The 24053-nt window shown below is 36.6% G+C and carries 22 protein-coding genes; 4 read left to right on the plus strand and 18 right to left on the minus strand.

Translation table 11 applies throughout. From position 1 onward, the window contains the following. Positions 1 to 43: 43 nt before the first annotated feature. The 5 genes from accA to ACQKM9_RS06390 all read right to left on the minus strand — a co-directional run bounded on the left by accA (position 44) and on the right by ACQKM9_RS06390 (position 6704). Complete coding sequence (gene accA, locus ACQKM9_RS06370) at positions 44 to 997, minus strand: acetyl-CoA carboxylase carboxyl transferase subunit alpha (RefSeq protein WP_427733552.1); 954 nt, start codon at positions 995 to 997, stop codon at positions 44 to 46. A 2-nt stretch (positions 998 to 999) separates the two neighbouring features. Next, on the minus strand, positions 1000 to 1863 hold the full coding sequence (gene accD, locus ACQKM9_RS06375; protein ID WP_427733553.1) for an acetyl-CoA carboxylase, carboxyltransferase subunit beta: 864 nt from the start codon (positions 1861 to 1863) through the stop codon (positions 1000 to 1002). Next, the gene (locus ACQKM9_RS06380; RefSeq protein WP_427733554.1) at positions 1860 to 2513 is read right to left on the minus strand and encodes a FadR/GntR family transcriptional regulator; all 654 of its coding nucleotides are present in this window, start codon (positions 2511 to 2513) and stop codon (positions 1860 to 1862) included. The genes accD and ACQKM9_RS06380 overlap by 4 nt, the downstream gene beginning before the upstream one ends. 134 nt (positions 2514 to 2647) lie before the next feature. After that, positions 2648 to 5740 carry a DNA polymerase III subunit alpha gene (dnaE, locus tag ACQKM9_RS06385; RefSeq protein ID WP_427733555.1) on the minus strand — a complete coding sequence of 1031 codons (3093 nt, stop codon included), beginning with the start codon at positions 5738 to 5740 and terminating at the stop codon, positions 2648 to 2650. 22 nt (positions 5741 to 5762) lie between these two features. Further along, entirely contained in the window at positions 5763 to 6704 is a 942-nt protein-coding gene (locus tag ACQKM9_RS06390; RefSeq protein ID WP_427733556.1) for a DHH family phosphoesterase, read from the minus strand. 203 nt (positions 6705 to 6907) lie between these two features. Here ACQKM9_RS06390 and ACQKM9_RS06395 point away from each other — a divergent pair, with 203 nt between their 5' ends. Further along, on the plus strand, positions 6908 to 7225 hold the full coding sequence (locus ACQKM9_RS06395) for a YtpI family protein (protein ID WP_427733557.1): 318 nt from the start codon (positions 6908 to 6910) through the stop codon (positions 7223 to 7225). A 42-nt stretch (positions 7226 to 7267) separates the two neighbouring features. Here the strand turns inward: ACQKM9_RS06395 and ACQKM9_RS06400 are convergent, their stop codons facing one another. Both ACQKM9_RS06400 and ACQKM9_RS06405 read right to left on the minus strand, forming a co-directional pair. Then, positions 7268 to 8578 carry a DRTGG domain-containing protein gene (locus tag ACQKM9_RS06400; RefSeq protein WP_427733558.1) on the minus strand — a complete coding sequence of 437 codons (1311 nt, stop codon included), beginning with the start codon at positions 8576 to 8578 and terminating at the stop codon, positions 7268 to 7270. Between the two features lie 104 nt (positions 8579 to 8682). Next, on the minus strand, positions 8683 to 9363 hold the full coding sequence (locus ACQKM9_RS06405; RefSeq protein WP_427733559.1) for a metal-dependent hydrolase: 681 nt from the start codon (positions 9361 to 9363) through the stop codon (positions 8683 to 8685). A gap of 144 nt (positions 9364 to 9507) precedes the next feature. Between ACQKM9_RS06405 and ACQKM9_RS06410 the strand changes: the two genes are divergently transcribed. Next, positions 9508 to 10596 (plus strand): M24 family metallopeptidase, encoded by a 1089-nt coding sequence (locus tag ACQKM9_RS06410; protein WP_427733560.1) that lies wholly within the window; start codon positions 9508 to 9510, stop codon positions 10594 to 10596. 87 nt (positions 10597 to 10683) lie between these two features. On the opposite strand, the gene ald is transcribed toward ACQKM9_RS06410, so the two are convergent. Then, the gene (gene ald / locus ACQKM9_RS06415) at positions 10684 to 11799 is read right to left on the minus strand and encodes an alanine dehydrogenase (RefSeq protein ID WP_427733561.1); all 1116 of its coding nucleotides are present in this window, start codon (positions 11797 to 11799) and stop codon (positions 10684 to 10686) included. Positions 11800 to 12116: 317 nt separating this feature from the next. Between ald and ACQKM9_RS06420 the strand changes: the two genes are divergently transcribed. After that, complete coding sequence (locus ACQKM9_RS06420; RefSeq protein ID WP_038187813.1) at positions 12117 to 12572, plus strand: universal stress protein; 456 nt, start codon at positions 12117 to 12119, stop codon at positions 12570 to 12572. 51 nt (positions 12573 to 12623) lie between these two features. On the opposite strand, the gene ACQKM9_RS06425 is transcribed toward ACQKM9_RS06420, so the two are convergent. The 10 genes from ACQKM9_RS06425 to ezrA all read right to left on the minus strand — a co-directional run bounded on the left by ACQKM9_RS06425 (position 12624) and on the right by ezrA (position 23093). Beyond that, positions 12624 to 13559: a class I SAM-dependent methyltransferase gene (locus ACQKM9_RS06425; protein ID WP_427733562.1), complete on the minus strand. Its 936-nt coding sequence runs from the start codon at positions 13557 to 13559 to the stop codon at positions 12624 to 12626. A 74-nt stretch (positions 13560 to 13633) separates the two neighbouring features. Then, positions 13634 to 14140 carry a thiol peroxidase gene (tpx, locus tag ACQKM9_RS06430; RefSeq protein ID WP_427733563.1) on the minus strand — a complete coding sequence of 169 codons (507 nt, stop codon included), beginning with the start codon at positions 14138 to 14140 and terminating at the stop codon, positions 13634 to 13636. A gap of 24 nt (positions 14141 to 14164) precedes the next feature. Next, a complete protein-coding gene (locus tag ACQKM9_RS06435; RefSeq protein ID WP_427733564.1) occupies positions 14165 to 14791 on the minus strand; it encodes an RDD family protein in 627 nt (208 codons plus the stop codon). A 13-nt stretch (positions 14792 to 14804) separates the two neighbouring features. Next, positions 14805 to 15827 (minus strand): signal peptide peptidase SppA, encoded by a 1023-nt coding sequence (gene sppA / locus ACQKM9_RS06440; RefSeq protein ID WP_427733565.1) that lies wholly within the window; start codon positions 15825 to 15827, stop codon positions 14805 to 14807. Between the two features lie 74 nt (positions 15828 to 15901). Then, positions 15902 to 16798, minus strand: a complete 897-nt coding sequence (gene rarD, locus ACQKM9_RS06445) for an EamA family transporter RarD (protein ID WP_427733663.1) — start codon at positions 16796 to 16798, stop codon at positions 15902 to 15904. Positions 16799 to 16940: 142 nt separating this feature from the next. Continuing rightward, positions 16941 to 18518 carry an acyl-CoA synthetase MbcS gene (gene mbcS / locus ACQKM9_RS06450; protein WP_427733566.1) on the minus strand — a complete coding sequence of 526 codons (1578 nt, stop codon included), beginning with the start codon at positions 18516 to 18518 and terminating at the stop codon, positions 16941 to 16943. 175 nt (positions 18519 to 18693) lie between these two features. Further along, positions 18694 to 18894 (minus strand): alpha/beta-type small acid-soluble spore protein, encoded by a 201-nt coding sequence (locus ACQKM9_RS06455; RefSeq protein WP_038187843.1) that lies wholly within the window; start codon positions 18892 to 18894, stop codon positions 18694 to 18696. Positions 18895 to 18974: 80 nt separating this feature from the next. After that, positions 18975 to 20177 (minus strand): tRNA uracil 4-sulfurtransferase ThiI, encoded by a 1203-nt coding sequence (gene thiI / locus ACQKM9_RS06460; protein ID WP_427733567.1) that lies wholly within the window; start codon positions 20175 to 20177, stop codon positions 18975 to 18977. Next, on the minus strand, positions 20174 to 21322 hold the full coding sequence (locus tag ACQKM9_RS06465; RefSeq protein WP_427733664.1) for a cysteine desulfurase family protein: 1149 nt from the start codon (positions 21320 to 21322) through the stop codon (positions 20174 to 20176). The genes thiI and ACQKM9_RS06465 overlap by 4 nt, the downstream gene beginning before the upstream one ends. 79 nt (positions 21323 to 21401) lie before the next feature. After that, positions 21402 to 23093, minus strand: a complete 1692-nt coding sequence (gene ezrA, locus ACQKM9_RS06470; RefSeq protein ID WP_427733568.1) for a septation ring formation regulator EzrA — start codon at positions 23091 to 23093, stop codon at positions 21402 to 21404. Positions 23094 to 23241: 148 nt separating this feature from the next. On the opposite strand from ezrA, the gene hisJ reads away from it, so the two are divergent. After that, positions 23242 to 24039, plus strand: a complete 798-nt coding sequence (gene hisJ, locus ACQKM9_RS06475) for a histidinol-phosphatase HisJ (RefSeq protein ID WP_427733569.1) — start codon at positions 23242 to 23244, stop codon at positions 24037 to 24039. Positions 24040 to 24053 lie beyond the last annotated feature (14 nt).

Genomic DNA, 24053 nt, shown 5'->3' on the forward strand with positions numbered 1-24053 from the left:
ATGTATCGATACTGATTCAGCCCACCCCTAAATTTAATTGTTACTATTCAGCGTAAACCCCAATAGCTCTGAATTTATTATAACGATTTTGTATCAATTCATCAGCTGTTAAATTTTTCATTTGTTCTAATGAATCACTAAGAACCGTCTTCATATTAAGAGCTTGTTGCACTACATCATTATGCGCGCCACCTAACACTTCAGGGATAATTTCATCTATAATTGCCATTTCCTTTAAGTTCGGTGCAGTAATACGCATAGCTTCTGCAGCTTTTTGTGCTAAAGTCGCATCCTTCCATAAAATAGAAGCAGCTCCTTCCGGTGAAATAACAGACAAAGTTGCATTTTCCAACATGTGAATTTGGTTCGCTACACAAAGAGCAAGTGCACCACCACTACCACCTTCACCTATAACTATACTGATGACCGGAACTTTTAACCCCGCCATTTCGAATAGATTGCGTGCTATAGCTTCACTTTGTCCACGTTGTTCTGCCGCTTTACCAGGATACGCACCTTTTGTATCAATCATACATATAATTGGTCTTGAAAATTTCTCAGCTTGCTTCATTAGGCGTAAAGCCTTTCTATAGCCTTCTGGATGTGGCATACCAAAGTTACGTCGAATATTCTCTTTTGTATCCTTCCCTCTTTGATGGCCAATAATTGTAACTGGTCGGCCTTCAAAAGAAGCAATACCTCCGATAATCGCCTCATCATCACCAAAGTTTCGATCTCCATGAAACTCGATAAAATCATCAAAAATAGCATTTATATAATCTTTTGTCGTTGGTCGTTCAGGATGTCTAGCAATTTGTACTCGGTCCCAAGGTTGGATATTATCATAAATTTCTTTAGCTAATTTACTAAAACGGTCCTCAAGCTGACTAATTTCTTTGGACATATCAACATCTGCATTGGTAGTGAATTCTTTTAACTCATTAATTTTTTCACGAAGCTGCATAAGCGGTGCTTCGAACGGTAAGTATTTCACCATTATTATTGCGCCTCCTTTACGTGAAGCTTAACAATTGTTGAAACTGTTTTGCGCATATCTTTACGATTTACCACCGCATCTAACTGACCGTGTGCCAATAGAAATTCTGCTGTTTGGAAATCTTCTGGTAATTTTTCACGAACTGTCTGTTCAATAACACGACGCCCCGCAAATCCAATCAATGCTTTTGGCTCAGCTAAATTGATATCCCCAAGAGAAGCAAAACTTGCAGAAACACCACCAGTTGTCGGGTGTGTCATGATTGAAATAAATAAATGGCCTTCTGCACTATGGCGTTGTAAGGCAACACTCGTTTTCGCCATTTGCATAAGAGATAATACGCCTTCTTGCATACGAGCTCCACCGCTCGCTGTGAATATGATAAATGGTGCACTTAGTTCAGTGGCCTTTTCAATTGCACGGGTGATTTTCTCACCAACTACAGAACCCATTGAGCCCATACGGAAATGTGAATCCATAATCGCTACAACGATTTGTTCGCCATCCAACTCACCGACACCTGTTAGTACTGCTTCATTTAATCCTGTTTTCTTTATATCTGATTGAACCTTTTCTATATAGCTAGGAAACTCTAATGGATTAATAGAAATTAAATGATCATCCAATGATTTAAATGCACCTTCATCAAAGAAAATTTCAACACGCTCTTGTGCTGTCATTTTGTAATGATGGTCACACTTTGAACAAACTTTTAATCCTTTCATTAAATCCTTTGTTAACTCCACATGACGACAATCAGGACATTTTGTCATGATTCCTTCTGGTACTTCATGTTCTTCACGCTTTATAGAAATACGCGCTTTATTTTTAATTTTATTGGTTTTAAATAAATCTTTTATACTCATAAAATATCTCTCCCCTTATGTAGCAACTCGGTCCATTTATCAAACCAGCTTATTGCTTCAGCAGTATTTCCTATCATTAATTCACTAATAAAGGCTTGTAACATAGGCTGTTCATGCTCGGTAGAAAGTCCACTATACATCTCTTTTCCATATTGCTTTAACAGAATCCACATTTTCAGTACAAGGCGATTTTCTGATGCGATAACGATTTCTCGCATAACATCTTCGCGCGCAATTACACCTTCAGTCTCAAGATTACGCCACAAACTTTCCCATACTGGTAACTTTCGTAATGTTTCATTAGAAGACACGATACGAATTGCATCACGTTCAAGAATTTTTCGTGTTTCATTCACATTTTCGAGATCTGTTCCTTCTTGCAAAATGAAGGTAGACAATACTTCTACTAGTTTATGATTTCGAAAATCGGTTAAGAATGTTCCTTCGCCTCTACGCGTTTCAATGAGTCCAAGTAGCTCTAAACTGCGTAGTGCTTCTCTTACAGATGACCTGCCAACATTCAAACGCTCAGCTAGTACACGCTCTGATGGGATTTTACCACCTGCCGGAATATTTTCATCACGTATTAAAGCTCGTAGCTCACTGACAATTTGTATAAACATTTTAGAAGTCGGTTTTTCTGCACTCATCGAATTTCTCCTTGGACAAAATAAGTTTGAAAAAGTGGTCTGACCACTTTTGATAATAGCATACATAAAATCTTTCGAAGAGTAAAGTAAAAATAAAAAACTGTGCAAATATCACACAGTTTTAGTCGTTTAATCTATTTTTCAGTTAGTTCCGTTATTAATTTCTTTACAATCATCTGCGCCTTACCGTTACGTAGCTCTACAAAACCTTCTACCAAAACAATCTGTTCCTCTTGTAACCATTCTTGAATATGGATATATTCACGGGGAAAGATAGTTATTGAAAGCATTCCAGATTCATCTTCAAGGTCAATAAACGCCATTTGTTCGCCCTTTTTCGTACGAATTTGCTTTATCCCCGAAACGATTCCGAGCATTTTCGCATATTTTCGACCTTGGATTTGTAAAATATCCGCAGCAGCCATCGAATCTAGTTGCAACTCTTTCTTTAATTTCAAAATTGGATGCTCTGACATATAAAATCCAAGCACCTCTTTTTCATATTGTAACAATAGCTTTTCTGGCATCAAGCCTGCATCTGCATATTTTGGTTTTCCGAATAAAAAATCGCCATCACTTAATAAGCTCTCTTCATCGTTTGGTCGATATAAATTCGCATGCTTGACCACCGCTTCAATAGATGCTAAAAGTTGCCCACGATCTCTACCAAAATCATCCAGCGCTCCAGCCTTTATTAATGGTTCCAACGCTTTTCTAGTGAAATGAACGCCTGTCATATCAAGCGCAAAATCAAATAAATCAGCCCAGTTGGAATGATCGTTTTTACGTAAGCTTAAAAGTTTTGTTAAAAATGATTGTGGTACACCCTTTATTGCAGAGAGCGCAAAACGAATAGCACCCTTCTCCACTCGAAATGTGCGACCACTATGGTGAATAGATGGTGGCAATACGGTTATTCCTTTTTGTTTAACCTCTTGCAATAAGCGCAAAAGACGATCTTGATTTCCTATGGTACTTGTCAGAAGTGCAGCGTAAAAATACGCAGGAAAATTCGCTTTTAAATACGCCATATGATAAGAAATGACACTATATGCAACTGCATGACTTTTTGGGAAACCGTAATTTGCAAAACGAACAATTAAATCGTAAACTTCCACCGCTACTTGCTCAGTAAAGCCTTTTGCTAGAGAGTTTTTCACGAAATGTTGTTGTTCGGCATCTAGTATTTCCTTCTTCTTTTTACTAACTGCTCGACGTAAAATATCTGCCTCTCCCATTGTAAATCCTGCCATCACAGAAGCAATTTGCATAATTTGTTCCTGATATACAATGACACCATACGTCTCTCTTAAAATAGGTTCAAGTACTGGATGTGGCATGATTACAGCTTCCCCACCGTGCTTCCTTTTACTATAAACAGGAATAAAATCCATTGGACCTGGACGATACAGTGCATTGACTGCCACGATATCCTGAAAAACAGTTGGCCTTATATCACGTAATGCTTGGCGCATACCATCGGACTCTAATTGAAAAACACCTGTTGTATCGCCTTGTTGCAACAACTTGAAAGTCGAGGGATCATGTAATGGAATTTTTTCAAAATCAAGAAACTTCCGTGTATCATAATAAATCATTGAACGGATACGCTCTAAAATGGTTAAATTACGGAGACCAAGAAAATCCATTTTTAACAAGCCGATGGATTCTACTTCTTGCATCGGCCACTGAGTTATATAGAGCCCTTCGTTCCCCGGCTCAATAGGGACGATATTTACTAAAGGCTCTGGAGAAAGTACCACACCCGCTGCATGCGTTGATGCATTTCGAGGTAATCCCTCTAAATTTAATGCAACTTCAATCCATTTTTGACGTATATCTGAAGCTGCAATCCAATCACGTAATGATGCAGAATCTGCTAAGGCTTCTCTTAAATTGATACCTATCTTATTAGGAATAAGCGAGGAAATAGTCGCCATCTCTTCACTTGTGAAGCCGAATACACGTGCAACATCTCTAGCAACTGCTTTAGCAGATAGCGTACCAAATGTAATAATTTGTGATGTATATGTTTTTCCATATTTATCAGCAACATACTGAATTACTTCTTGCCGACGATGATCAGCGAAATCAACGTCAATATCCGGCATGGTAATTCGCTCAGGATTTAAGAAACGTTCGAATAATAAACCGTATTGTAATGGATCCACATCTGTAATGCGTAATGTATAGGCAACAAGTGAACTCGCTGACGAACCACGACCTGGCCCCGTTAAAATTTGCTTACTTTTCGCGTATTGAATATAATCCGAAACGATTAAAAAGTAATCTGCATAGCCCATTTCTTGAATAATCTCTAATTCATAATGCAGTCTCTCTATATAATCTGCATTGGCATTTGGTATCCGTTCTTGAAGTCCTCTTAAGCTATTTGCTTCAAGTAAAGAAAAAGCTGTCTCACTATTTGGCGTTGGAAACTTAGGCATCAAAAATTTGTCGAATGCTAGATTAACTTGACAACTAAGCAACATTTCCTCGGCCGACATTAGCCACTCAGGATAATCTGCAAACCACTCCTGCCATTGTCTGTTATTAGGTACAAACTGTTGGCGCTCGCGTGCGGTTAATTGATCACTACTGTTCATCTTCATCCCTTTTTCAATAGCTTTAGCTACTTCAAAAGAAAAAGCATGTTCCTCACGCATAAAAGTACATAGATGCGTCGCACAAATAGGTAATTCTTGTTCGTAGCAATAGCTAATAATGTTCTGTTCTATATCAGACTTTAATCCACCAGGTCTGTCAATCCCAACATATAATCTACCTTTACCAAAAATAGCTTGTAGAGCTTGTACATCTTCAAACGAACCATCAGCTGTCCAGTCCGGTGAAGTAATAGGAATCATTAAAATACAACCCTCTTGATACCCTTCAAGCCAGCGTAATGGTAACACTTCTCCCTCACGAATAGACATGGCTGAAGTTACTTTCAGCAAATGTTGATAACCTTGCTGTGTAGCCGCATATAAAACGACTGATCGTACTCGCTGTTCGCCAAATTGAACACGAACGGTTAAACCAATAACTGGATGAATCTCGGCTTTTTTTAATGCACGCCAAAAAGGCAACAAGCCGTACAATTTAGAATTGACGATTGCTGCTGCCTTCGCATGTTCTTGCTGTAAGAAAGAAATGAGCTCATCAATGCGAATCGTACTTTTTAACATATCCGCAGCCGTCACAATTTGTGGATATACATTTTGCAACTTCATCTCTTCCTTTCGATAGTTAGTATTTTGCACAAAGCTCTTTTAATTTCGAGATAACCTCTTCTGATTCTTCCCATTTATAAATAGTTGCGCCAGATGCCATTGGGTGGCCTCCACCATTATATTGTTTTGCAAGAGTATTAATAATTGGTCCTTTTGAACGTAAGCGAACACGAATTTGATCGGCCTCTTCAACAAAAATCACCCATGCCTTAATCCCTTTAACATTACCTAATGACCCTACTAAAAGCGAAGTATCTGAAGCAGTCACGCCAAATTGCTCTAAAACTTCAATTGTTAATTTAATATAAGCTGCTCCATTATCATCCATCACAAAATTTTGGAATATATAACCTTGCATATGCAGCAATTCTCGGCTCAATTCATACATACCATCAAATAATTCTGTACGATCAAAATTATATTTGATTAGTTCTCCAACAGTATTAAATGTCGCTTCTGTTGTACTCGGATAGATAAAGCGTCCAGTATCACCAACGATTCCCGCAAATAAGAAACGAGCCGCTTTACTGTCCATTTTCCAATCTGCTACTTTTCTACCCTCGGTGAATAGATCATAGATCATCTCACTACAAGAGCTTGCATTTGTGTTGACCCAAAGCATATCACCATATGCATCATCATTTGGATGATGGTCTATTTTAATTAAAAACTTCCCTTGTTTGTAGCGTTGATCGTCGACACGCTCTGTATTAGCTGTGTCAGTAACAATGACAAGAGCATTTTCAAACTCATTATCAGCAACTACTTGAGGTTCTCCCAGAAATGAAAGTGATTCTTCATGCTCACCTGTTGTATATACTGTTTTTTCCGGATATGTCGCTTGTAAAATAGCTTGTAGACCCATTTGCGACCCGTAAGCATCTGGATCTGGTCTAACATGACGATGAATAATAATTGTGTCATATTGCTTAATTGTGTCAATAATTTGTCGTTTCATTATGATTCTCCTTTAAACGATTGTGAGCCCCTAAATGCCGACTATACAAAGGCTAGCATACTAGATTTTATCAGAAGATATCTACTGAAAGATTTAATCTCTTTTAGTATCTATATATAACAAGTTTCCTTTGTTTTTCTACTCGCTTTTTCCTGTATTTATCGTTAAACTAGAATCAGCTTTGCTTTTATAGGAGGAACACCATGTCTAATATTTTGAATGTTGTTCTAGCAATTTTAATTGCTATTACAGTTGTTTTTTATTTTTACCTTAAAACAAAACAATTCCGTTCTGATTTACCTATTCGCAAAAAATGGTATTCGAGTCGTGCGGGTGTAGCTTTAGGTGGCTTATTAGTTATTTTTGGTATCAACCAAACTATTTTGTACCACACTACTTTAACGTATATTGTATGTGCAGTTTTAGTTCTTTTCGGCCTATTTACTGCGTTTAATTATAATAAACGAGTTCGCCACTATGGACAATTTGTTGAAGAAGAATATCGTTTGAATAAAAAGTGATGCACAGTACTGTGCATCACTTTTTTGTCGAATTCAATACGTTTAGCGCTCTAATAATTGGAAGGTCATCATCGCTTTACCAACTAAGATAGCTTCACTATAAACTTCGAAATCCATTTTTACAAATTTACGACTCATATCCAAAATGCGTGGTTTGACGACTAACGATGTCTCCATTTGAACCGGTTTCATATGATAAATTGTCATATTCTCTACGACACTTTCACCGCGCTTGAATTTTTTAAGTGCACTAGAGCCTGCTTCTACTAGTAACGTAGTAAATGCACCGTATGAAATGGCACCAAATTGGTTTGTCATTTGAGGTGTTACGGTAAACTCTACTGTAGTTTCCTCAGCGTCTCTCGCCATCTTGATTTCGTTTTTTACTAGGTCATCTATTGTTTCACCATGTTGGGGCTGCCTTTGCGCCATTTGTAACGCCTTTAAGACATCCTGACGGCTAATCACGCCTTGTAATAATCCTTGATCATTGACTACTGGTAGTAAATCAATGCCTTCCCAGATCATTCGGTGCCCTGCCGTTGCAACACTAGTTTTCATCGACACTGTAATAGGATTACGTGTCATTAATCGATCAATAGGGTCATCATCTTGTTTACCAATCACATCACGTGAGGTCACGATACCAACAATTTTATGATGCTTATCCACTACCGGGAATCCTCCGTGAGTCGTTGAAGCATTTAATAAATGATACTCACGAACCGTATCTGTCGACTTTAAGAAAGCAGTATCTTTCATTGAAACGACAATATCTTCAATTAATAAAATCTCTTTCTTAATCAATTGGTCATAAATAGCACGGTTAATCATAGTTGCTACAGTAAAAGTATCGTAACTAGTTGAAATAATTGGTAATTCTAACTCGTCAGCAAGTTTTTTCGTATCTTCCGCAGTATCAAATCCGCCCGTTATTAAAACAGCCGCACCTTCTTTTAGGGCGTTTTCATGTGTACGACCTCGGTTCCCAACAATTAAAAGACTACCTGCATCGGTATAACGCATCATGTCCTCAAGCTTCATCGCACCGATGACAAATTTCGTAAGTGTTTTATGCAAACCATCTTTACCGCCTAGAACTTGTCCATCCACTATATTAACGATCTCTGCAAAAGTAAGTCTTTCAATATTCTCTTTTTTCTTCTTCTCAATTCGAATCGTTCCAACACGCTCAATCGTGCTTACCAGTCTTCTCGTTTCTGCTTCTTTAATTGCACGATAAGCAGTCCCTTCACTCACGGAAATATCCTTTGCGATTTGTCGCACAGAAATTTTATCCCCTACAGGAAGTGATTCTATATATTGAAGAATCTTCTCATGTTTTGTAGCCATAAAATCACCTATTTTCCAACATCATTGTTGCTTAAGTGTACCACATTCTAGTCATATTCATTAGTTGAAAAACTAATAAAGACATATTCTTTCAGGTTTTTTAATCAAATCTCCAGTTCTTCTCCAGGATTCAATACTTTCACTTCAGTTCTCGACACCATTTCAGCAAAGTTATGTGGATCCTGTTCGATAAGCGGGAAAGTATTATAATGCACAGGAACGACAACTTTCGGTTTCAAAAAAGATACCGCATATGCCGCATCTTCAGGTCCCATTGTAAAATTATCTCCTATTGGCAAAAATGCTAGGTCAATTGGATGGCGCTCCCCTATTAATTTCATATCGCTAAATAACGCTGTATCTCCTGCATGATAAACTGTCTTACCCTCTGCAAAAAATAAAATTCCAGATGGCATACCTGTATAAATAATTTCACGATTCTCTGTCGTATATGAAGAACCGTGGAATGCTTGTGTCAATTTAACTTTGCCAAAATCAAATACATGAGAGCCCCCTATATGTAGTGGATGAGTTCTAACGCCTTGCCAGGACAAATAACTCGCTAGTTCATCAGGTGCAACTACTAAAGCATCAACTGCTTTTGCAATCTCCACCGTATCCCCGACATGGTCATTATGCCCATGCGTCAGTATAATCACATCCGGCTTTTGGTCTTCCACTTTTAAATCTGTTAATTTATTTCCATTAATAAAAGGATCGATTAAAATCGTATAACCATTCACCTGAATCTTCACAATTGAATGCCCGTGATATGAAACTTTCATAATTAAATCCTCCTAATATTTAGACTTACTAAAAAATATTCGTTATCAATACGTTTTCTCCTTCTTTTTTGGTATTCTAATAATATAGTACCTTAGGCGCTCATTTAGCCACGGTCTATTAAATCAATCCAAGGGGGATTAATAATGAGTAAAATACAAACTATTTCAAACTATTTAAAAGAACAAAGTGTTGATGCTGCATTTGTAACAACACCTGATAATGTGTTTTATGTATCTGGATTTAAAAGTAATCCACATGAAAGACTACTGGGAGTAATGATTTTCCAAGATGCTGAACCATTTTTAATTTGCCCTAAAATGGAAGTACCTGATGCTAAAGCTGCAGGCTGGTCACATGAAGTAGTTGGTCACGAAGACACTGACAATGCATGGACACTATTACATCAAGCAGCAGAAGCACGTGGACTTTCATTACAAAATATAGCAATCGAAAAATCACATTTAACTGTTGAGCGTTTAGAAGCTCTTAATGACTTCTTCCCTGCTACAAAATTTGTTGGCTTTGATGACCAATTAAATAACATGCGTTTAGTGAAATCAGAAGAAGAACTTGAAAACTTGCGACAAGCAGCTGCTCTAGCGGATTATGCTATAGAAGTAGGTTGCAGTGAAATTGCTGAAGGTAAAACTGAACTTGAAATATTATCAGCCATTGAACTAGCTATGAAGAAAAAAGGCGTGTATATGTCTTTCGACACAATGGTCCTAAGTGGTAAGAATTCTGCTTCTCCACACGGCAATCCGGGTGAACGTAAAATTGAAAAAGGTGATTTCATCTTATTTGACCTTGGTGTTGTCTATAATGGCTATTGCTCAGATATTACACGTACTGTGTCATTTGGTGAGCCAACGTCCGCTCAAAAAGAGATTTATGATGCTGTTCGCAACGCCAACGAATCCGCTATTGCAGCTGTTAAACCTGGCGTTCGAGCGATGGATTTAGATAAAATTTCTCGTGATGTTATTACTGAAGCTGGCTACGGAGAATATTTCACACATCGTCTAGGTCACGGTTTAGGCATTTCTGTACATGAATTTCCTTCTGTTCACGGGGCCAATGAAATGCCTCTTCAAGAAGGAATGGTATTTACAATCGAACCTGGTATTTACAAAGGGGATGTTACTGGCGTTCGTATCGAAGACGATGTATATGTAACAAAAGATGGCGTGGAAGTTCTAACAAAATATCCAAAAGAATTAATCATCCTATAATAACAGAAAGGACTACTCTACTATTGAGTAGTCCTTTTTTATATAAAAAAGCCACTTAGTAAAATTACTAAGTGACTTTCACTATTATTATCTTAATAATGTATTTGCATCTACATAAGGATGGTTTAATGCTTCTGCAACAGCTGCAAAAGTAACATGACCATCTAGCGTATTTAATCCTTTTTTCAATGCTTCATTGTCTAAGCAAGCTTGTCGATAGCCTTTGTTAGCAATTTGCAAAGCATAAGGAACAGTATTGTTAGTAAGTGCCATTGTTGAAGTACGTGGCACAGCTCCTGGCATATTTGCTACTGCATAATGTACTACTCCGTGTTTCACATAAGTAGGATTATCATGGGTAGTAATACGATCAGAAGATTCGAAAATACCACCTTGGTCAATTGCAATATCAACTACTACAGAACCAGGAGACATTGATTTGATCATTTCTTCAGTTACAAGCTTTGGCGCTTTTGCACCTGGAATAAGTACTGCTCCAATTACTAAATCTGAATCTTTTACAGACTCAGCAATATTGAATGGGTTTGAAATAAGAGTTTGAACATCTCGGCCAAATTGGTCATCTAATACGCGTAAACGTTCTGGGCTTAGGTCGATAATTGTTACATCAGCACCCATACCGATAGCAATTTGAGCTGCGTTTGCACCAGCCATACCTCCACCAATAATAGTAACTTTACCACGTGTTACTCCTGGTACACCACCTAGGAGAATACCTTTACCGCCCTCCATTTTCTCAAGATACTGAGCACCGATTTGAGTTGCCATACGTCCTGCAACTTCACTCATCGGTGTTAATAAAGGCAATGATCTATTTGGAAGTTGCACTGTTTCGTAAGCAATCCCTACAACTTTTTTATCAAGCAATGCTTGCGTTAATTCTGGTTCTGGTGCTAAGTGTAAATAAGTAAACAGAATAAGTCCTTCATGGAAATAACCATATTCAGATGCAACTGGTTCCTTTACCTTCATCACCATTTCTTGAGACCAAGCTTCTTCTGCTGTGCCTACAATATGTGCCCCAGCAGCTACATAATCTTCATCTCCAAAACCAGACCCTAGACCGGCTCCCTTTTCGATGAATACTTCATGTCCGAAAACTGTTAAGTTGACCACTCCAGCAGGTGTCATAGCAACACGGTTTTCATTGTTTTTAATCTCTTTTGGAATACCAATCTTCATAATCCATCCTCCTAATTGTGAAAAGATATTGACTCTTGTTGTATTAATTAAATGAACAAGAAACTATACTTAAAAACATGTTCATTCTAACAGATTTTAACACTCATTTGTGCATTAATTTAGAAAATTATATTTTTTTATAATTCTATCAATATAAGTCTTTTTTAAAAAACAATAGTAAACATAGATTTTCATTTCTTTTTCACCTATTTGTTCACACTTTTATTGGAAAGCCTTCACAATAACTTCAATATTATGGTGTTTATTTGTTTCTATTGGATGGTATAATAATATTACATATAAAGGAGGAATTACATATGACATTATCTTATAACAATATCATCGTGGCTGTAGACGGTTCTGCTGAAGCAAAATGGGCATTCAAAAAGGCTGTCGGAATTGCTAAACGTAACAATGCAACGTTAAATTTAGTAAACGTAATCGACACTCGTTCATTTGCTGCTGTTGAAGCATATGACCGTTCAATTGCTGAACGTGCTCAAACTTTTGCTCAAGAGTTGCTGGCTGGCTATAAAAAAGATGCTGAAACAGCTGGTGTAGAAAATGTTAAAGTTTTAATCGAATACGGTTCCCCAAAAACAATTATTACAAAAGAAATTTCTAAAAAATACGAAGTAGATTTAATCATCTGTGGTGCAACCGGTTTAAACGCTGTTGAACGCTTCCTAATCGGTAGTGTTTCTGAAAACATCGTTCGCTCTGCTAAATGTGATGTACTTGTAGTACGTACACCAGAACCTGACGCTGAATAATTATTAATAAAAAAGAGGCCCTATTCATAATTAGGGCCTCTTTTTTACGTATTATTTCTGCTCTTTTTTCCAAATTTGCACTTTTGTAAAGAACATTTCTAACGCTTGCTTATTTGTCATACTTGGTACTTTAGCAAGTAATACTTCCTTCACAGGTTTTCCATCAGCACTTTTCTTTTGTAAGATAAATAGACTCTTCGAATGTGCTTTATTTGAAAAAAGTGAACTCGGTAATTGAATTACTGCTTGAATCCATGCTGTTTTTTGTAAATATTTATACAAACCTTGCGCTTGTTCTGATTCAAAAATATTCTCTGGTACTAAGAAGAATAAATATCCGCCATCCTTCGAATATTTCAATGACTGCTCGATAAATAAGTGATGCGCAAATGTCATGCCTTCAGTAGCCTTTAATTCAAATTCTTTTGTTACTTCATCATTCGGATAATACCCTACTGGTAAATCACAGACTACTGCATCAACCGGATCAATCATTAAATTTTGCAATGCGTCTTGACGGAAAAGTGAAACTGGCTGCTCTGTTAAATCAGCAGCTGCGGCCGCTAATTGAATTAGTAACTCGTCAATCTCTACTCCAACCCCATCTGCTCGGTCTTGCAGTAAATTCATCACGGTTAATAGCAAATTCCCCGTACCAACTGCTGGATCAAGAAGTTTGATTTTAGCGCCATCCTTCTCTCTACTATCCATAAATTGTTCCACAAAATAACCAACTAATAACCCTAATGCATCTGGAGTCATTTGGTGATTAGGTTGTGCGTTTTCACGCATCCCTTTTAAAATAGACAGTTGAATTGCCTTACGAATATCTTCTTTTGAGGCCACTTTACCAGCCGGTACATTATCGCCATCTAACCATGCATTCAACACTTCTAAAACACTATCTAAATAGGATAATTCTTGTTCTTTCTCTATCTTCTGCGCATTGTCATTAATAAAAGAAAAGAGTTTTTCAATTGTTTCCATATATACTCCTTCAAACGTGAAACCCACTCAAAAAAAGCAGAGTGGGTTTCATGTTGTTTTAATCATTAGAATTCTTATTTTACTAGTTCTTTAACAGCTGCTAATGCACCTTCATAATCTGGATGGTTTGTACCTTCTGATACATACTCTGCATAAACAACTTTTCCAGCTTGATCTACAACGAAAACAGAACGCGCTAATAAACGAAGTTCTTTCATATGTACACCATAAGAATCACCGAATGACATATTACGATGATCTGATAATGTATAAACATTTTCGATACCGTTCGCACCGCACCAGCGTTTTTGAGCGAATGGTAAGTCACATGAAATTGTTAAAATGGCAACGTCTTCACCTAATTCAGAAGCAGCTTCATTGAAACGACGTGTTTGTGCATCACATACACCTGTGTCAATTGAAGGTACTACACTTATTAGACGAATTTTACCTTCATAATCTTGTAATGTTTTTTCAGAAAGATCTGGAGCTAGCACTGTAAAACCAGGTGCTTGATCACCTACTTTTACTTCGTTACCTACTAATGTTACAGGGTTGTTTTTAAATGTTACTTGTACCATTTCAACGCCTCCTTGTATTTAATCTTACTCGAATCTTTTAGGCTCTTGCAACTGAGAGACCTCAGAATCGACTGCTTCTTTATCAACTGTTAGATTTCCCTCTTCTTTTGATGCAGCAACAGTAGGTTCTTTATGTTCTACTTGTACCATCTTATCATGTTTTTCATAAGTATTTTCATGAACTACAATTGTATCTGCAATATAATCATGTAAACCCTTTTTATTTGGTGTAAAAGCTACCATCCAATAGATAACTGGTAAAGTAGCAGAAAAGAATCTCCCAATCCATTCACGGAAAATTACTGTACCCCACTTTAACTTACCCTCTTTTACATGAACCACTTTCAGTCCAAAGACCATTTTCCCTACCGTTTGATTCCAAAACTTTGTCATAATAACAAAATATAAATAGAAAATAACACTAGAGACAATTGTTACAGGCGCATACCATGGCGTATTACCAGTATCGATTCCAAGTATTGTCACAATCGGATTCATTGTTAAGCCCGAAATTGCACTAATGATAGCTAAATCCAATAAGTAAGCCCAAAACCTCACCCAGAACCCAGCTGGTTTTAACTGATATTGTTCTATTTTTCTAACCTGTACCGGCTCTTGACTAATCATGTGTACCTCAACAAATTCCGTCAATTTTCATCGCCCCTTACTCATCACCGTACATATACATCATACGCGGTGCAGAATTGTAGTTAGAAAGAATTTTACTAATTGCTTGTGTTTCAGCAGATGCGCCAAATAGATTATTCATTTTCACAGAGAATAGTGAAGTCCAATCTTCTGAAGTAGCATATTCAAATACTTCAGCACCTTCTAGTTTATGGTCCTTTTTCATCGCTTCAATCGTATCTTCTGCATAGCCGATTTCATCAGCTAAGCCAGCTTTAATAGCCTGTGTACCATTTAATATTCGACCATCAGCAACTTTCTTAACATCTTTTTCACTCATGCCACGGCCATCTTCAATAACATCTACAAATCGTTCATAAGAATCATTAATCATTTCTTGTAGCATAGCGCGCTCATCAGACGTCATTTCACGTGTAGGACTCATTATATCTTTGTACTTACCTGTTTTGATTGTTTGAAATTCAATTCCGTATTTCTCTGCTAATTTACCGTAATTCAACCCTTGCATGATTACACCAATTGATCCGGTCATCGTCTCTTCATCTAAAAAGATTTTATCAGCTGGTGCTGAAATATAATAACCACCTGATGCAGCCATTGATCCCATAGATACATACAATGGAATTTTTCGTTTTTCTTGAAGTTCTTTAATCTTGTCATAAATCTGTTTCGATTCAATAACAGTACCTCCTGGTGAGTTCACTTTTAAAACTACACCTTTAACAGATTTATCATCTATAATCGACTCTAATTGATTCATAAAGAACTGATGATTATAGCTTGCTGCTCCTCCTAGTAAAGAACCAGAGCCCCCGTTATCTTGAATTGTACCGTTTACGGATAAAACAGCAATTCGTTTATTTAAGTCACCTGATTCGATTGGCAGTTCACTGTATGTAGTGCCACCAGACATATTAAGCACGTTATCGAATGTTGATGTAAAATCCGTCGTTGCAATCTTTAATACAGTATTTACACCAATTGAAGCAACTAATAATAATGCAGCTGCTCCTAAAGCGATCCATCTTTTTGTATTCATATTCTCTTTTCCTCCTTTTACCTTCTTTTAACTTACGAACCAAACTTCTAAATGTTTCAATTTTTTTCAAATTACTAATTTCTAGATTTTCTAACTTCTATAATTTTAGTAATTGAAAATAATATTAATGCTACCCATATGAATGAAAATGATAATAAATCTATTCCACTAAACGATTCTCCATAAACAATTACACCTAAAAATAACATTATTGTTGGTGATACATATTGGATAAATCCAACTAAATATAATGGAATCTTCTGCGCTCCTGTAGCAAATAATATTAATGGCACGGCAGTTACGATACCTGTTCCTATAATAAGTACGTCTGTTTTCATATCAGTATGTAAAAATGAAATATTTCCGTGGAAATAAACATAAACATAATATGCCACGGCAACAGGTAATATAAAGAATGTCTCTAAAACTAGTCCTCTTGTAGCATCTACTAGTACTTTCTTTTTCAGTAAACCATACACACCAAATGTCAATGCTAAACCGAATGACAGCCAAGGAATCTGGCCGTATGAAATAACTAATATTAAAACGCCAATTGCGGCAATTATGAAAGACATTACTTGTGCTTTAGATAGTTTTTCTTTTAAAAAGAATATCCCTAATAAAACAGATACTAACGGATTCATATAGTAACCTAAGCTTGACTCAACAATATGATTATTATTCACAGCCCATATGTATAAAAACCAATTGAGTGAAATTAAATAAGCAGCAGTAACGAGTAACCAAAATGATTTTGGATGCTGCCATAACTGTTTCAAATCCACTAATAACATTTTTCCTTGCTTCATGATACACACAAATATTAATGTTAAAATAAATGACCAAATTACTCGTCCTGCTAAAACCTCTTCGCTTGCAACATGCTGTAATCCTTTCCAATATAGTGGAAAGATACCCCATATAATATAAGCTCCTAAGGCAGAAAGTATACCTTTCTTTTCTTCCTGGATAGTAACACCTCATTCTATATTCAATTTATAGATTACCGCTATAATTATATGACTTTAGTGTACGAAAGTAAACGTAACATAAAAAAGAAGGCCTATTCCTCTGCTATATTGCAGTGACTATAGACCTTCTATATTACTATCATTATGCTTTATTTAATTCTAGATTTCTTAATTCAATACGACGGATTTTACCCGAAGTTGTTTTCGGTAATTCATCTATAAACTCAATCGCCCTCGGATATTTATACGGAGCTGTTAGCTGTTTTACATGGTCTTGTAACTCTTGAATAAGCGTAGTTGAAACATAATCTTCTTTATTTTTTAAGACGACAAATGCTTTTACGATATTACCGCGAATCTCATCTGGACTTGCAATCACCGCGCACTCTTGTACTGCAGGGTGTTTTACTAAAGCATCCTCTACTTCAAATGGTCCAATTGTATATCCTGAACTAATAATAATATCGTCAGAACGCCCTTCAAACCAGAAGTATCCATCTTCATCCTTTTTAGCTTGATCTCCTGTAATGTAATAATCCCCACGGAATTGCATGCTCGTTCTTTCAGGATCTTTTAAATACTCTTTAAAAAGGGCAGGCGTTGATACATGAACAGCGATATCGCCAACTTCTCCGGCCAGGCATGGTTTACCATATTCATCAACAACATCAACGATATTACCTGGTGTTGGTTTCCCCATTGAACCTGGTCTCGCTTCCATACCTTTCATCGTGCCAACTAATAATGTATTTTCTGTTTGCCCATAGCCATCACGAACTTCTAATGTAAATAATCTGGCAAATACATCTATTACCTCACGATTTAACGGTTCACCTGCAGAAACGGCACTGTGTAATGCAGATAGATTATATTCTCCTAAACCGTCCACTTTTGCCATAATACGATATTCTGTTGGCGTACAGCATAATGCATTTACTTTATAATTTTCTAATAGTTGCAGGTATTTTGTTGCTTCGAATTTGCCATTATAAACAAAACCAGTAGCTCCACTTCCTAATACCGATAGAAACGGGCTCCAAATCCATTTTTGCCAACCAGGACTTGCCGTTGCCCATACTAGATCACCATCTTCAATACCAAGCCAATGAGCTGCCGCTGTTTTTAAATGTGCGTAAGCCCAACCGTGAGTATGGACAACACCTTTAGGGTTCCCCGTTGTACCACTTGTATATGATAAAAACGCCATATCTGTATTTTTTGTCGGTGCCATATCAAATTGTTCAGATGTTGTTTCTGCTTCTTGAATAAGTTCAATCCAAGGTTTATGTGCTTGGCCAATAACAAAAAGTTTTAAGCCTTCTAAATGTTTCACTTCATCAAATTGTTCAATATATGGCTCATAAGAAACGATGGCTTTGGCTTCACTATGTACAAGGCGATAATCGATATCCTTTGCACGTAACATTTCAGAACTAGGAATGACAACTAATCCTGCTTTTAGTGCAGCCACATAGGTAACATATGCTTCGATTAAGCGAGGCACCATAATAAGGATTACATCACCTTTTTTTAAGCCATGGTTAGTAAATACATTCGCCACTTTATTTGCCTTTTTTATTAAGTCAGCATAAGTGATTTCATCTGTATTACCGTTTTCATTTTCATAAACAATGGCTTTCCTTGCCTCATCATGTATATACTTTTCAAATTCCTCGACTAAATTATAATCTTCTGGCGCAAGTAAATCTTCGCGTTTCATGAAATAATCCCCCTTAAGTTGCTCATAATAAGAACATTTATATTATACAGAAAATTCAAACTTCGCACAACTCGCGTACATTATCAAGTCTTAGTACTAGGTGATAAAAATAACACAAAAAGAAGCCGATGACAAATCTGCCACCGGCTTCTCCATCAGTTACATAATCATTTGATTATTTGTTGTAACCTTTTAATTGTTGTTCCGCCATTTGCACTAATCGCTTAGTGATTTCTCCGCCAACGGAACCGTTAGCACGCGATGATGCGTCTGGACCAAGTTGCACTCCGAATTCTTGTGCGATTTCGTATTTCATTTGGTCGATCGCTTGTTTAGCACCTGCTACTTCAAGTGGATTTGAATTTGAATTTGCCATGTGTATCACCTCCTTGTGAATATAGAATGCGCTGAAGGAGGGATTTCATACAGGCAAATTACAGGAAATTCTTTCTTCTATTAGAGTAAATCTGCAAATTCATCTTGCTTCTGATTCGGGAATGTATGAATTTCGCGGTTTTGTACCGCTTTTTTAATCATTTCATCGAAGTCAGTAAAGCTTTCATAATACACAACTTTCTCTAATTTCGGTTTTGTTTTTGGACTTGCTGGTGTAAAGACCGTACAGCAGTCCTCATATGGACGTATTGAAATATCATAAGTATCAATCTTTCTTGCTACATCAATAATTTCTAATTTATCATATGTGATTAACGGACGTAAAATAGGCGTTGAAGTTACTTCATTGATAGCAGCTAAGCTTTCTAAAGTCTGGCTCGCTACTTGCCCTAAGTTCTCCCCAGTTACAATTGCAGTTGCACCGATTTCTTCGCGTACTGCATCTGAAATTTTCATCATCATACGACGTGTTGAAGTCATAGTTACGTTTTCTGGCACTTGTTGTTGGATTACTTGTTGTATTTCAGTAAATGGAATGATATGCAGACGTACATTCGCGCCGAAGCGACTCATTCTTTCGGCTAAATCTTTAACTTTTTCAAGTGAACGATCACTTGTATATGGTGGGCTAAAGAAATGAATTGCCTCAATTCGCACTCCGCGTTTCATCATATAATAGCCTGCAACTGGACTGTCGATACCGCCAGATAATAATAGCAATGCTTTTCCGTTTGCACCGACTGGTAAACCACCAGCACCTGGAATGACTTCTACCATCATATATACTGCATGTTCACGTACTTCAATACGAAGTTCGATTTCAGGTTCTTTCATTTGAACATGTAAATTTGGAATATTCCTTAAAACATGTCCTCCCATTTCAAGTTGTAACTCATAAGTATCTAATGGAAATCTTTTATCTGAACGTTTTGCATTTACTTTGAACGTTTTACCATCTGTATCGATTGATTTCATAATATTAATCGCAAGTTCTTTCATTGCATCCAAAGTTGGTTCACATTTTGCAACTGGACTAAAAGAATGTATACCAAAAACTGTTGGTAATCGTTTAATTAGTTCATCCATATCATCGTCTTTATCACTGCTAATATACATACGATCTCGTTCTGCACGAATTTTCATATCTGGTATATCTGCAAATGAGAAGCGTAAATTTTCTCTTAATCGCGTGATAAATTGTTTTCGGTTACGTCCTTTTGTCGTTAATTCACCGTAACGTATTAGTATTTCATGCCATTTCATAGTTGAATTGTCTCTCCTTTTAATTGTTTCATCATTTTCGCAAATACTACTTTAAATTGTTCTATATCCGAATTTGTTAAGTCATTGCCAAGACTTATACGAATAACACCTTTTTCGAAACTTTCTTCTATTTGAAGAGCTTCTATAACATGACTAATACTTGAATCTTTTGAGGAACACGCACTAGATGTTGAAACGATAAACCCTTCACTTTGCAATGCATTGACAACAACTTCACCTTTTAAGCCTCTTACACTGCAACTTATAATATGTGGTGCACCATTATTATTTGAAATAATGTGGACATGATAAAATTTATTGAAAAATGCATGTAAATCCTCGCGCCACTTTTCAAATTTTGTTGTATTCTCTGCCATTTGCTCCACAGCTAAGCGCATGGCTTTTGCTAATGCAACATTTTGAGGTACTGCAACAGTTCCACTACGGTAACCTAATTCTTGTCCGCCACCATGTAGTATCGGTTGAATTTTAATACGCTTAGAAAAAGCTAATAGGCCTGTTCCTTTTAAGCCATTTATCTTATGACCAGAAATGGTTAAAGCATCTGGGCCATTATTTCCTTGAAATTGCACCGGCAATTTTCCGAAGCTTTGTACTGCATCCACATGGAAAAATGCACGGCTATTTGCACGTATGATCTTCGCAATTTCCAAAATGGGTTGAATAGCACCCATTTCATTATTTACATGCATAATACTAACGAGCACTGTATCTTTACGAATTTTGCTTTGCAGGTCAAATAGTTTAACGCTTCCGTTTTTATCTACGTCAATAAATTCTAATTCGAAGCCTTCATTTGTTAAATGACGAGCACTTTCGATAACAGATGGATGTTCGATCGAGGAGATTAGAATATGCTTACCACGATGCTGATTGGCTCTGGCAAGACCTTTAATAGCAAAGTTATTTGATTCTGTCCCACCTGACGTGAAAATTATATGCTCAGGCTCTGTTTTCAGAATTTGTGCGATTTGCTCTCTAGCTTTCATTAATAATGTGTTGGCTTCTGTACCCATTTGATGAAGGGAAGCCGGATTTGCGTAATATCGTTCATTCGCTTGTATAAAAGTTTGCAATACGGCTGAATCTGGTTTTGTCGTCGCGCTATGATCAAGATAAATCAATTGTGTAACCTTCTCCTTCCAAAAGAAAGCCACCTGCACTCTACCGTGCGGTGGCTTTATGCTTCTCTTATTATGAACGTCAATTGTCGTCTTTGGCAAGTACTTGAATTTTTTTCATAGCACCTGGTTCGGCTGCTTCTACGGCTGTTGCAGCATTTTCTAACGCTTTTGCATATCGGAATTCCCGGAATGCCTGCTCAGCCTCTAATAATCGTTGGTGCATTGTCGGATTAGACGCACGATAACGGTTACCATATTGAATAATTCTTTCAATTAATAATACGTTTTCAAGCATTTCTGTTGCTGTATTATGTACATCTTGAATACATTTTTCAGCGGTATCCAAATTCTTATGTACGGCTACCATATTTAACGGAACTTCCTTTAAGCTTTGAACAACTATAAATAACTGTTCTTCTGCTTCTTCCAAACGGACATCCATCTCTTCTGGAATCCCTGGAATATTCGCCTTATTTAACATTCTATCTGTTTCATGCAATAACTGCTTGAGGTTTCCAAGTGTAGCTCTCGCTTTATTTTCATCAATTCTTAAGCTCTTTAAACGATCAGCAAAGCGATCTTGCTCTTCAAATAGACGTTCTGTTTCTTCTTTAACTCCCTTTAACTCCTCTTGCAAGCTAGAATAAGCCGATTGCTCTTCTTTTACTTGAATAGATAGTAATTCATATCTCTGACGAACTGACATCAATTGTTGTTTACAATTTGAAGGAAGTGCAGCATCTTTTTCTGATAAATGATATCCTTTTTGAACTTCTTCTGCCTCTTTTGCTGTTTCATCAATTGATATAATAACATTTTCTAATCTTGCACCAATTTGTTCAAAGTTTTCATCAACAAATCGCTTAGCCATTACTTCTTTTTCTAATGCATCATAAAATGAATCGATTTCATCTTTAATTTCATTTACTCGATGCTGTACTGAAGTTATGTTCAAATCAGCAATTTGTTGTTTAAATTCATCAATGCTTTCTTCCATTACATCTAACTTTCCATTCAGTTCTAGATGTTTTAAGAAGAAAGATTGCTCTTCCATTTCACGTTGACCATTACGCAATTCATGAATATGAGATGGAATCTTGTGTTGAATATCAGTTAATAACGCTGGAATTTCATTTATCAACTTGAAAATTTGTTGCCCTTCTTCATCTAACGTAATAACAATTTCTCTTGCTTGTAAATAGTTACCTGATTCTGTTAGTACTTCATACTCTTCAAATTTCGGATTAAATGTCTCTAAACGTTTTTCTAATGGACCTGCAGCAGGACCATAAGAATATTGATGAGCTAACAACGTTTTTCTAGCTGAACGATACTGATCCTTCAACTGTTCAATTTCAATTCTGTTTTTCTCTTCACTACCGATTAATTCACCAAGTTCTTTTAAAATTTGGATCATCTCTTGATCGTACTCATTAATACGTGATTCAATTTCTTTTTCAATGTCAGTCGCTTTGCCAAACTGGAATTTATCCACAAGTTCTTCAGCATCAAATAATAGCACGTCGATTTTAGGCATTTCAACGTCCATAAGCTCCGTCCATTTATTGCGCCATCGCTCAAACATCTCTTCTGTTTGACCATTCATGTTCAGAGCTTTCACTTTTGTTAACTCTTCCAAAACGGGTTTGTTTTGAATTTGAAGTTTTTTCTGATCCAACCTCTGAATTTCTTTATTATGTTTTCGACGCAAAATGAAAATGAATGCTACTATAATACATAGTACGATTATAACGGGAATGATATACTGCATCGTAAGACCCCCTGTTCCTAAATCACTATTTCAGCCAATTAATTAACCTTAATATTACCATGTTTTCGGTGAATTTGTTTACCGTTTACACGTATTTTTAAAAAATATCTACCATATCACTATATTATACAAGTTGGAGGAATATTTCATGAAACGAGATGCTCACATTCACTCACCTTTTTGCCCTCACGGTACGAAAGATAATTTTGAAAAATACATAAAAAAAGCAATCAATTTCGGATTTACAGACATTACTTTTACAGAACATGCACCTCTCCCTAGTGGTTTTACTGACCCAACACCTATGCAAGATAGTGGTATGATAACTGAAAATTTATTTCCATACATAGAAAAGTTAAAGGAATTAAAAAAACAATATGCCTCAGAAATTCGTATTCGTATTGGCTTAGAAGTCGATTTTATTATCGGTTATGAAAGACAAACAAGAGACTTTTTAAATGATATCGGTCCGCAGTTGGACGATGCTATTTTATCAGTTCACTTTTTAAAACATAACAATGCTTATACATGTATTGACTATTCAAGCGAGACTTTCCTGGAATTTGCAGAAGCAGTTGGGACTGTGAAAGAAGTATACAATCTATATTATGAAACAGTAAAAGAATCTATTTCTACTGATTTAGGACCTTACAAACCAAAACGAATCGGTCACCCGACACTCGTTCATAAATTCCAGTTAGCACATCAACAAAAAATAGATGACCACAAACAAATTGAAGAGATTTTACAACTGATGGCCCTCAAGGACTATGCGCTAGATGTCAACGGAGCAGGCTTATCAAAAAAAGATTGTAAAGAACCTTATCCTCCATTACAATATGTTAAACTTGCTGACGCTCTAAAAATCCCACTTGTTTTTGGCTCTGACGCTCATCAAGTTACGGATTTACATCAACATTATGATAAAATTTTCCCTTTAAGATAATTTAGAATGGAGAG

The organism is Viridibacillus sp. NPDC093762 (assembly GCF_050279675.1).
Classification (GTDB): Bacteria; Bacillota; Bacilli; order Bacillales_A; family Planococcaceae; genus Viridibacillus.

Bases quoted from the DNA above. Each gene is read 5' to 3' on its own strand.
- ACQKM9_RS06395 (WP_427733557.1), top strand. From the start codon at position 6,908: ATGTCTAATATTTTGAATGTTGTTCTAGCAATTTTAATTGCTATTACA.
- tpx (WP_427733563.1), bottom strand. From the start codon at position 14,140: ATGGTACAAGTAACATTTAAAAACAACCCTGTAACATTAGTAGGTAAC.
- accA (WP_427733552.1), bottom strand. From the start codon at position 997: ATGGTGAAATACTTACCGTTCGAAGCACCGCTTATGCAGCTTCGTGAA.
- accD (WP_427733553.1), bottom strand. From the start codon at position 1,863: ATGAGTATAAAAGATTTATTTAAAACCAATAAAATTAAAAATAAAGCG.
- ACQKM9_RS06400 (WP_427733558.1), bottom strand. From the start codon at position 8,578: ATGGCTACAAAACATGAGAAGATTCTTCAATATATAGAATCACTTCCT.
- ald (WP_427733561.1), bottom strand. From the start codon at position 11,799: ATGAAGATTGGTATTCCAAAAGAGATTAAAAACAATGAAAACCGTGTT.
- ACQKM9_RS06455 (WP_038187843.1), bottom strand. From the start codon at position 18,894: ATGGCAAATTCAAATTCAAATCCACTTGAAGTAGCAGGTGCTAAACAA.
- ACQKM9_RS06380 (WP_427733554.1), bottom strand. From the start codon at position 2,513: ATGAGTGCAGAAAAACCGACTTCTAAAATGTTTATACAAATTGTCAGT.
- ACQKM9_RS06410 (WP_427733560.1), top strand. From the start codon at position 9,508: ATGAGTAAAATACAAACTATTTCAAACTATTTAAAAGAACAAAGTGTT.
- ezrA (WP_427733568.1), bottom strand. From the start codon at position 23,093: ATGCAGTATATCATTCCCGTTATAATCGTACTATGTATTATAGTAGCA.
- sppA (WP_427733565.1), bottom strand. From the start codon at position 15,827: ATGAATACAAAAAGATGGATCGCTTTAGGAGCAGCTGCATTATTATTA.
- ACQKM9_RS06425 (WP_427733562.1), bottom strand. From the start codon at position 13,559: ATGGAAACAATTGAAAAACTCTTTTCTTTTATTAATGACAATGCGCAG.
- ACQKM9_RS06405 (WP_427733559.1), bottom strand. From the start codon at position 9,363: ATGAAAGTTTCATATCACGGGCATTCAATTGTGAAGATTCAGGTGAAT.
- thiI (WP_427733567.1), bottom strand. From the start codon at position 20,177: ATGAAATGGCATGAAATACTAATACGTTACGGTGAATTAACGACAAAA.
- hisJ (WP_427733569.1), top strand. From the start codon at position 23,242: ATGAAACGAGATGCTCACATTCACTCACCTTTTTGCCCTCACGGTACG.
- ACQKM9_RS06420 (WP_038187813.1), top strand. From the start codon at position 12,117: ATGACATTATCTTATAACAATATCATCGTGGCTGTAGACGGTTCTGCT.
- mbcS (WP_427733566.1), bottom strand. From the start codon at position 18,518: ATGAAACGCGAAGATTTACTTGCGCCAGAAGATTATAATTTAGTCGAG.
- ACQKM9_RS06390 (WP_427733556.1), bottom strand. From the start codon at position 6,704: ATGAAACGACAAATTATTGACACAATTAAGCAATATGACACAATTATT.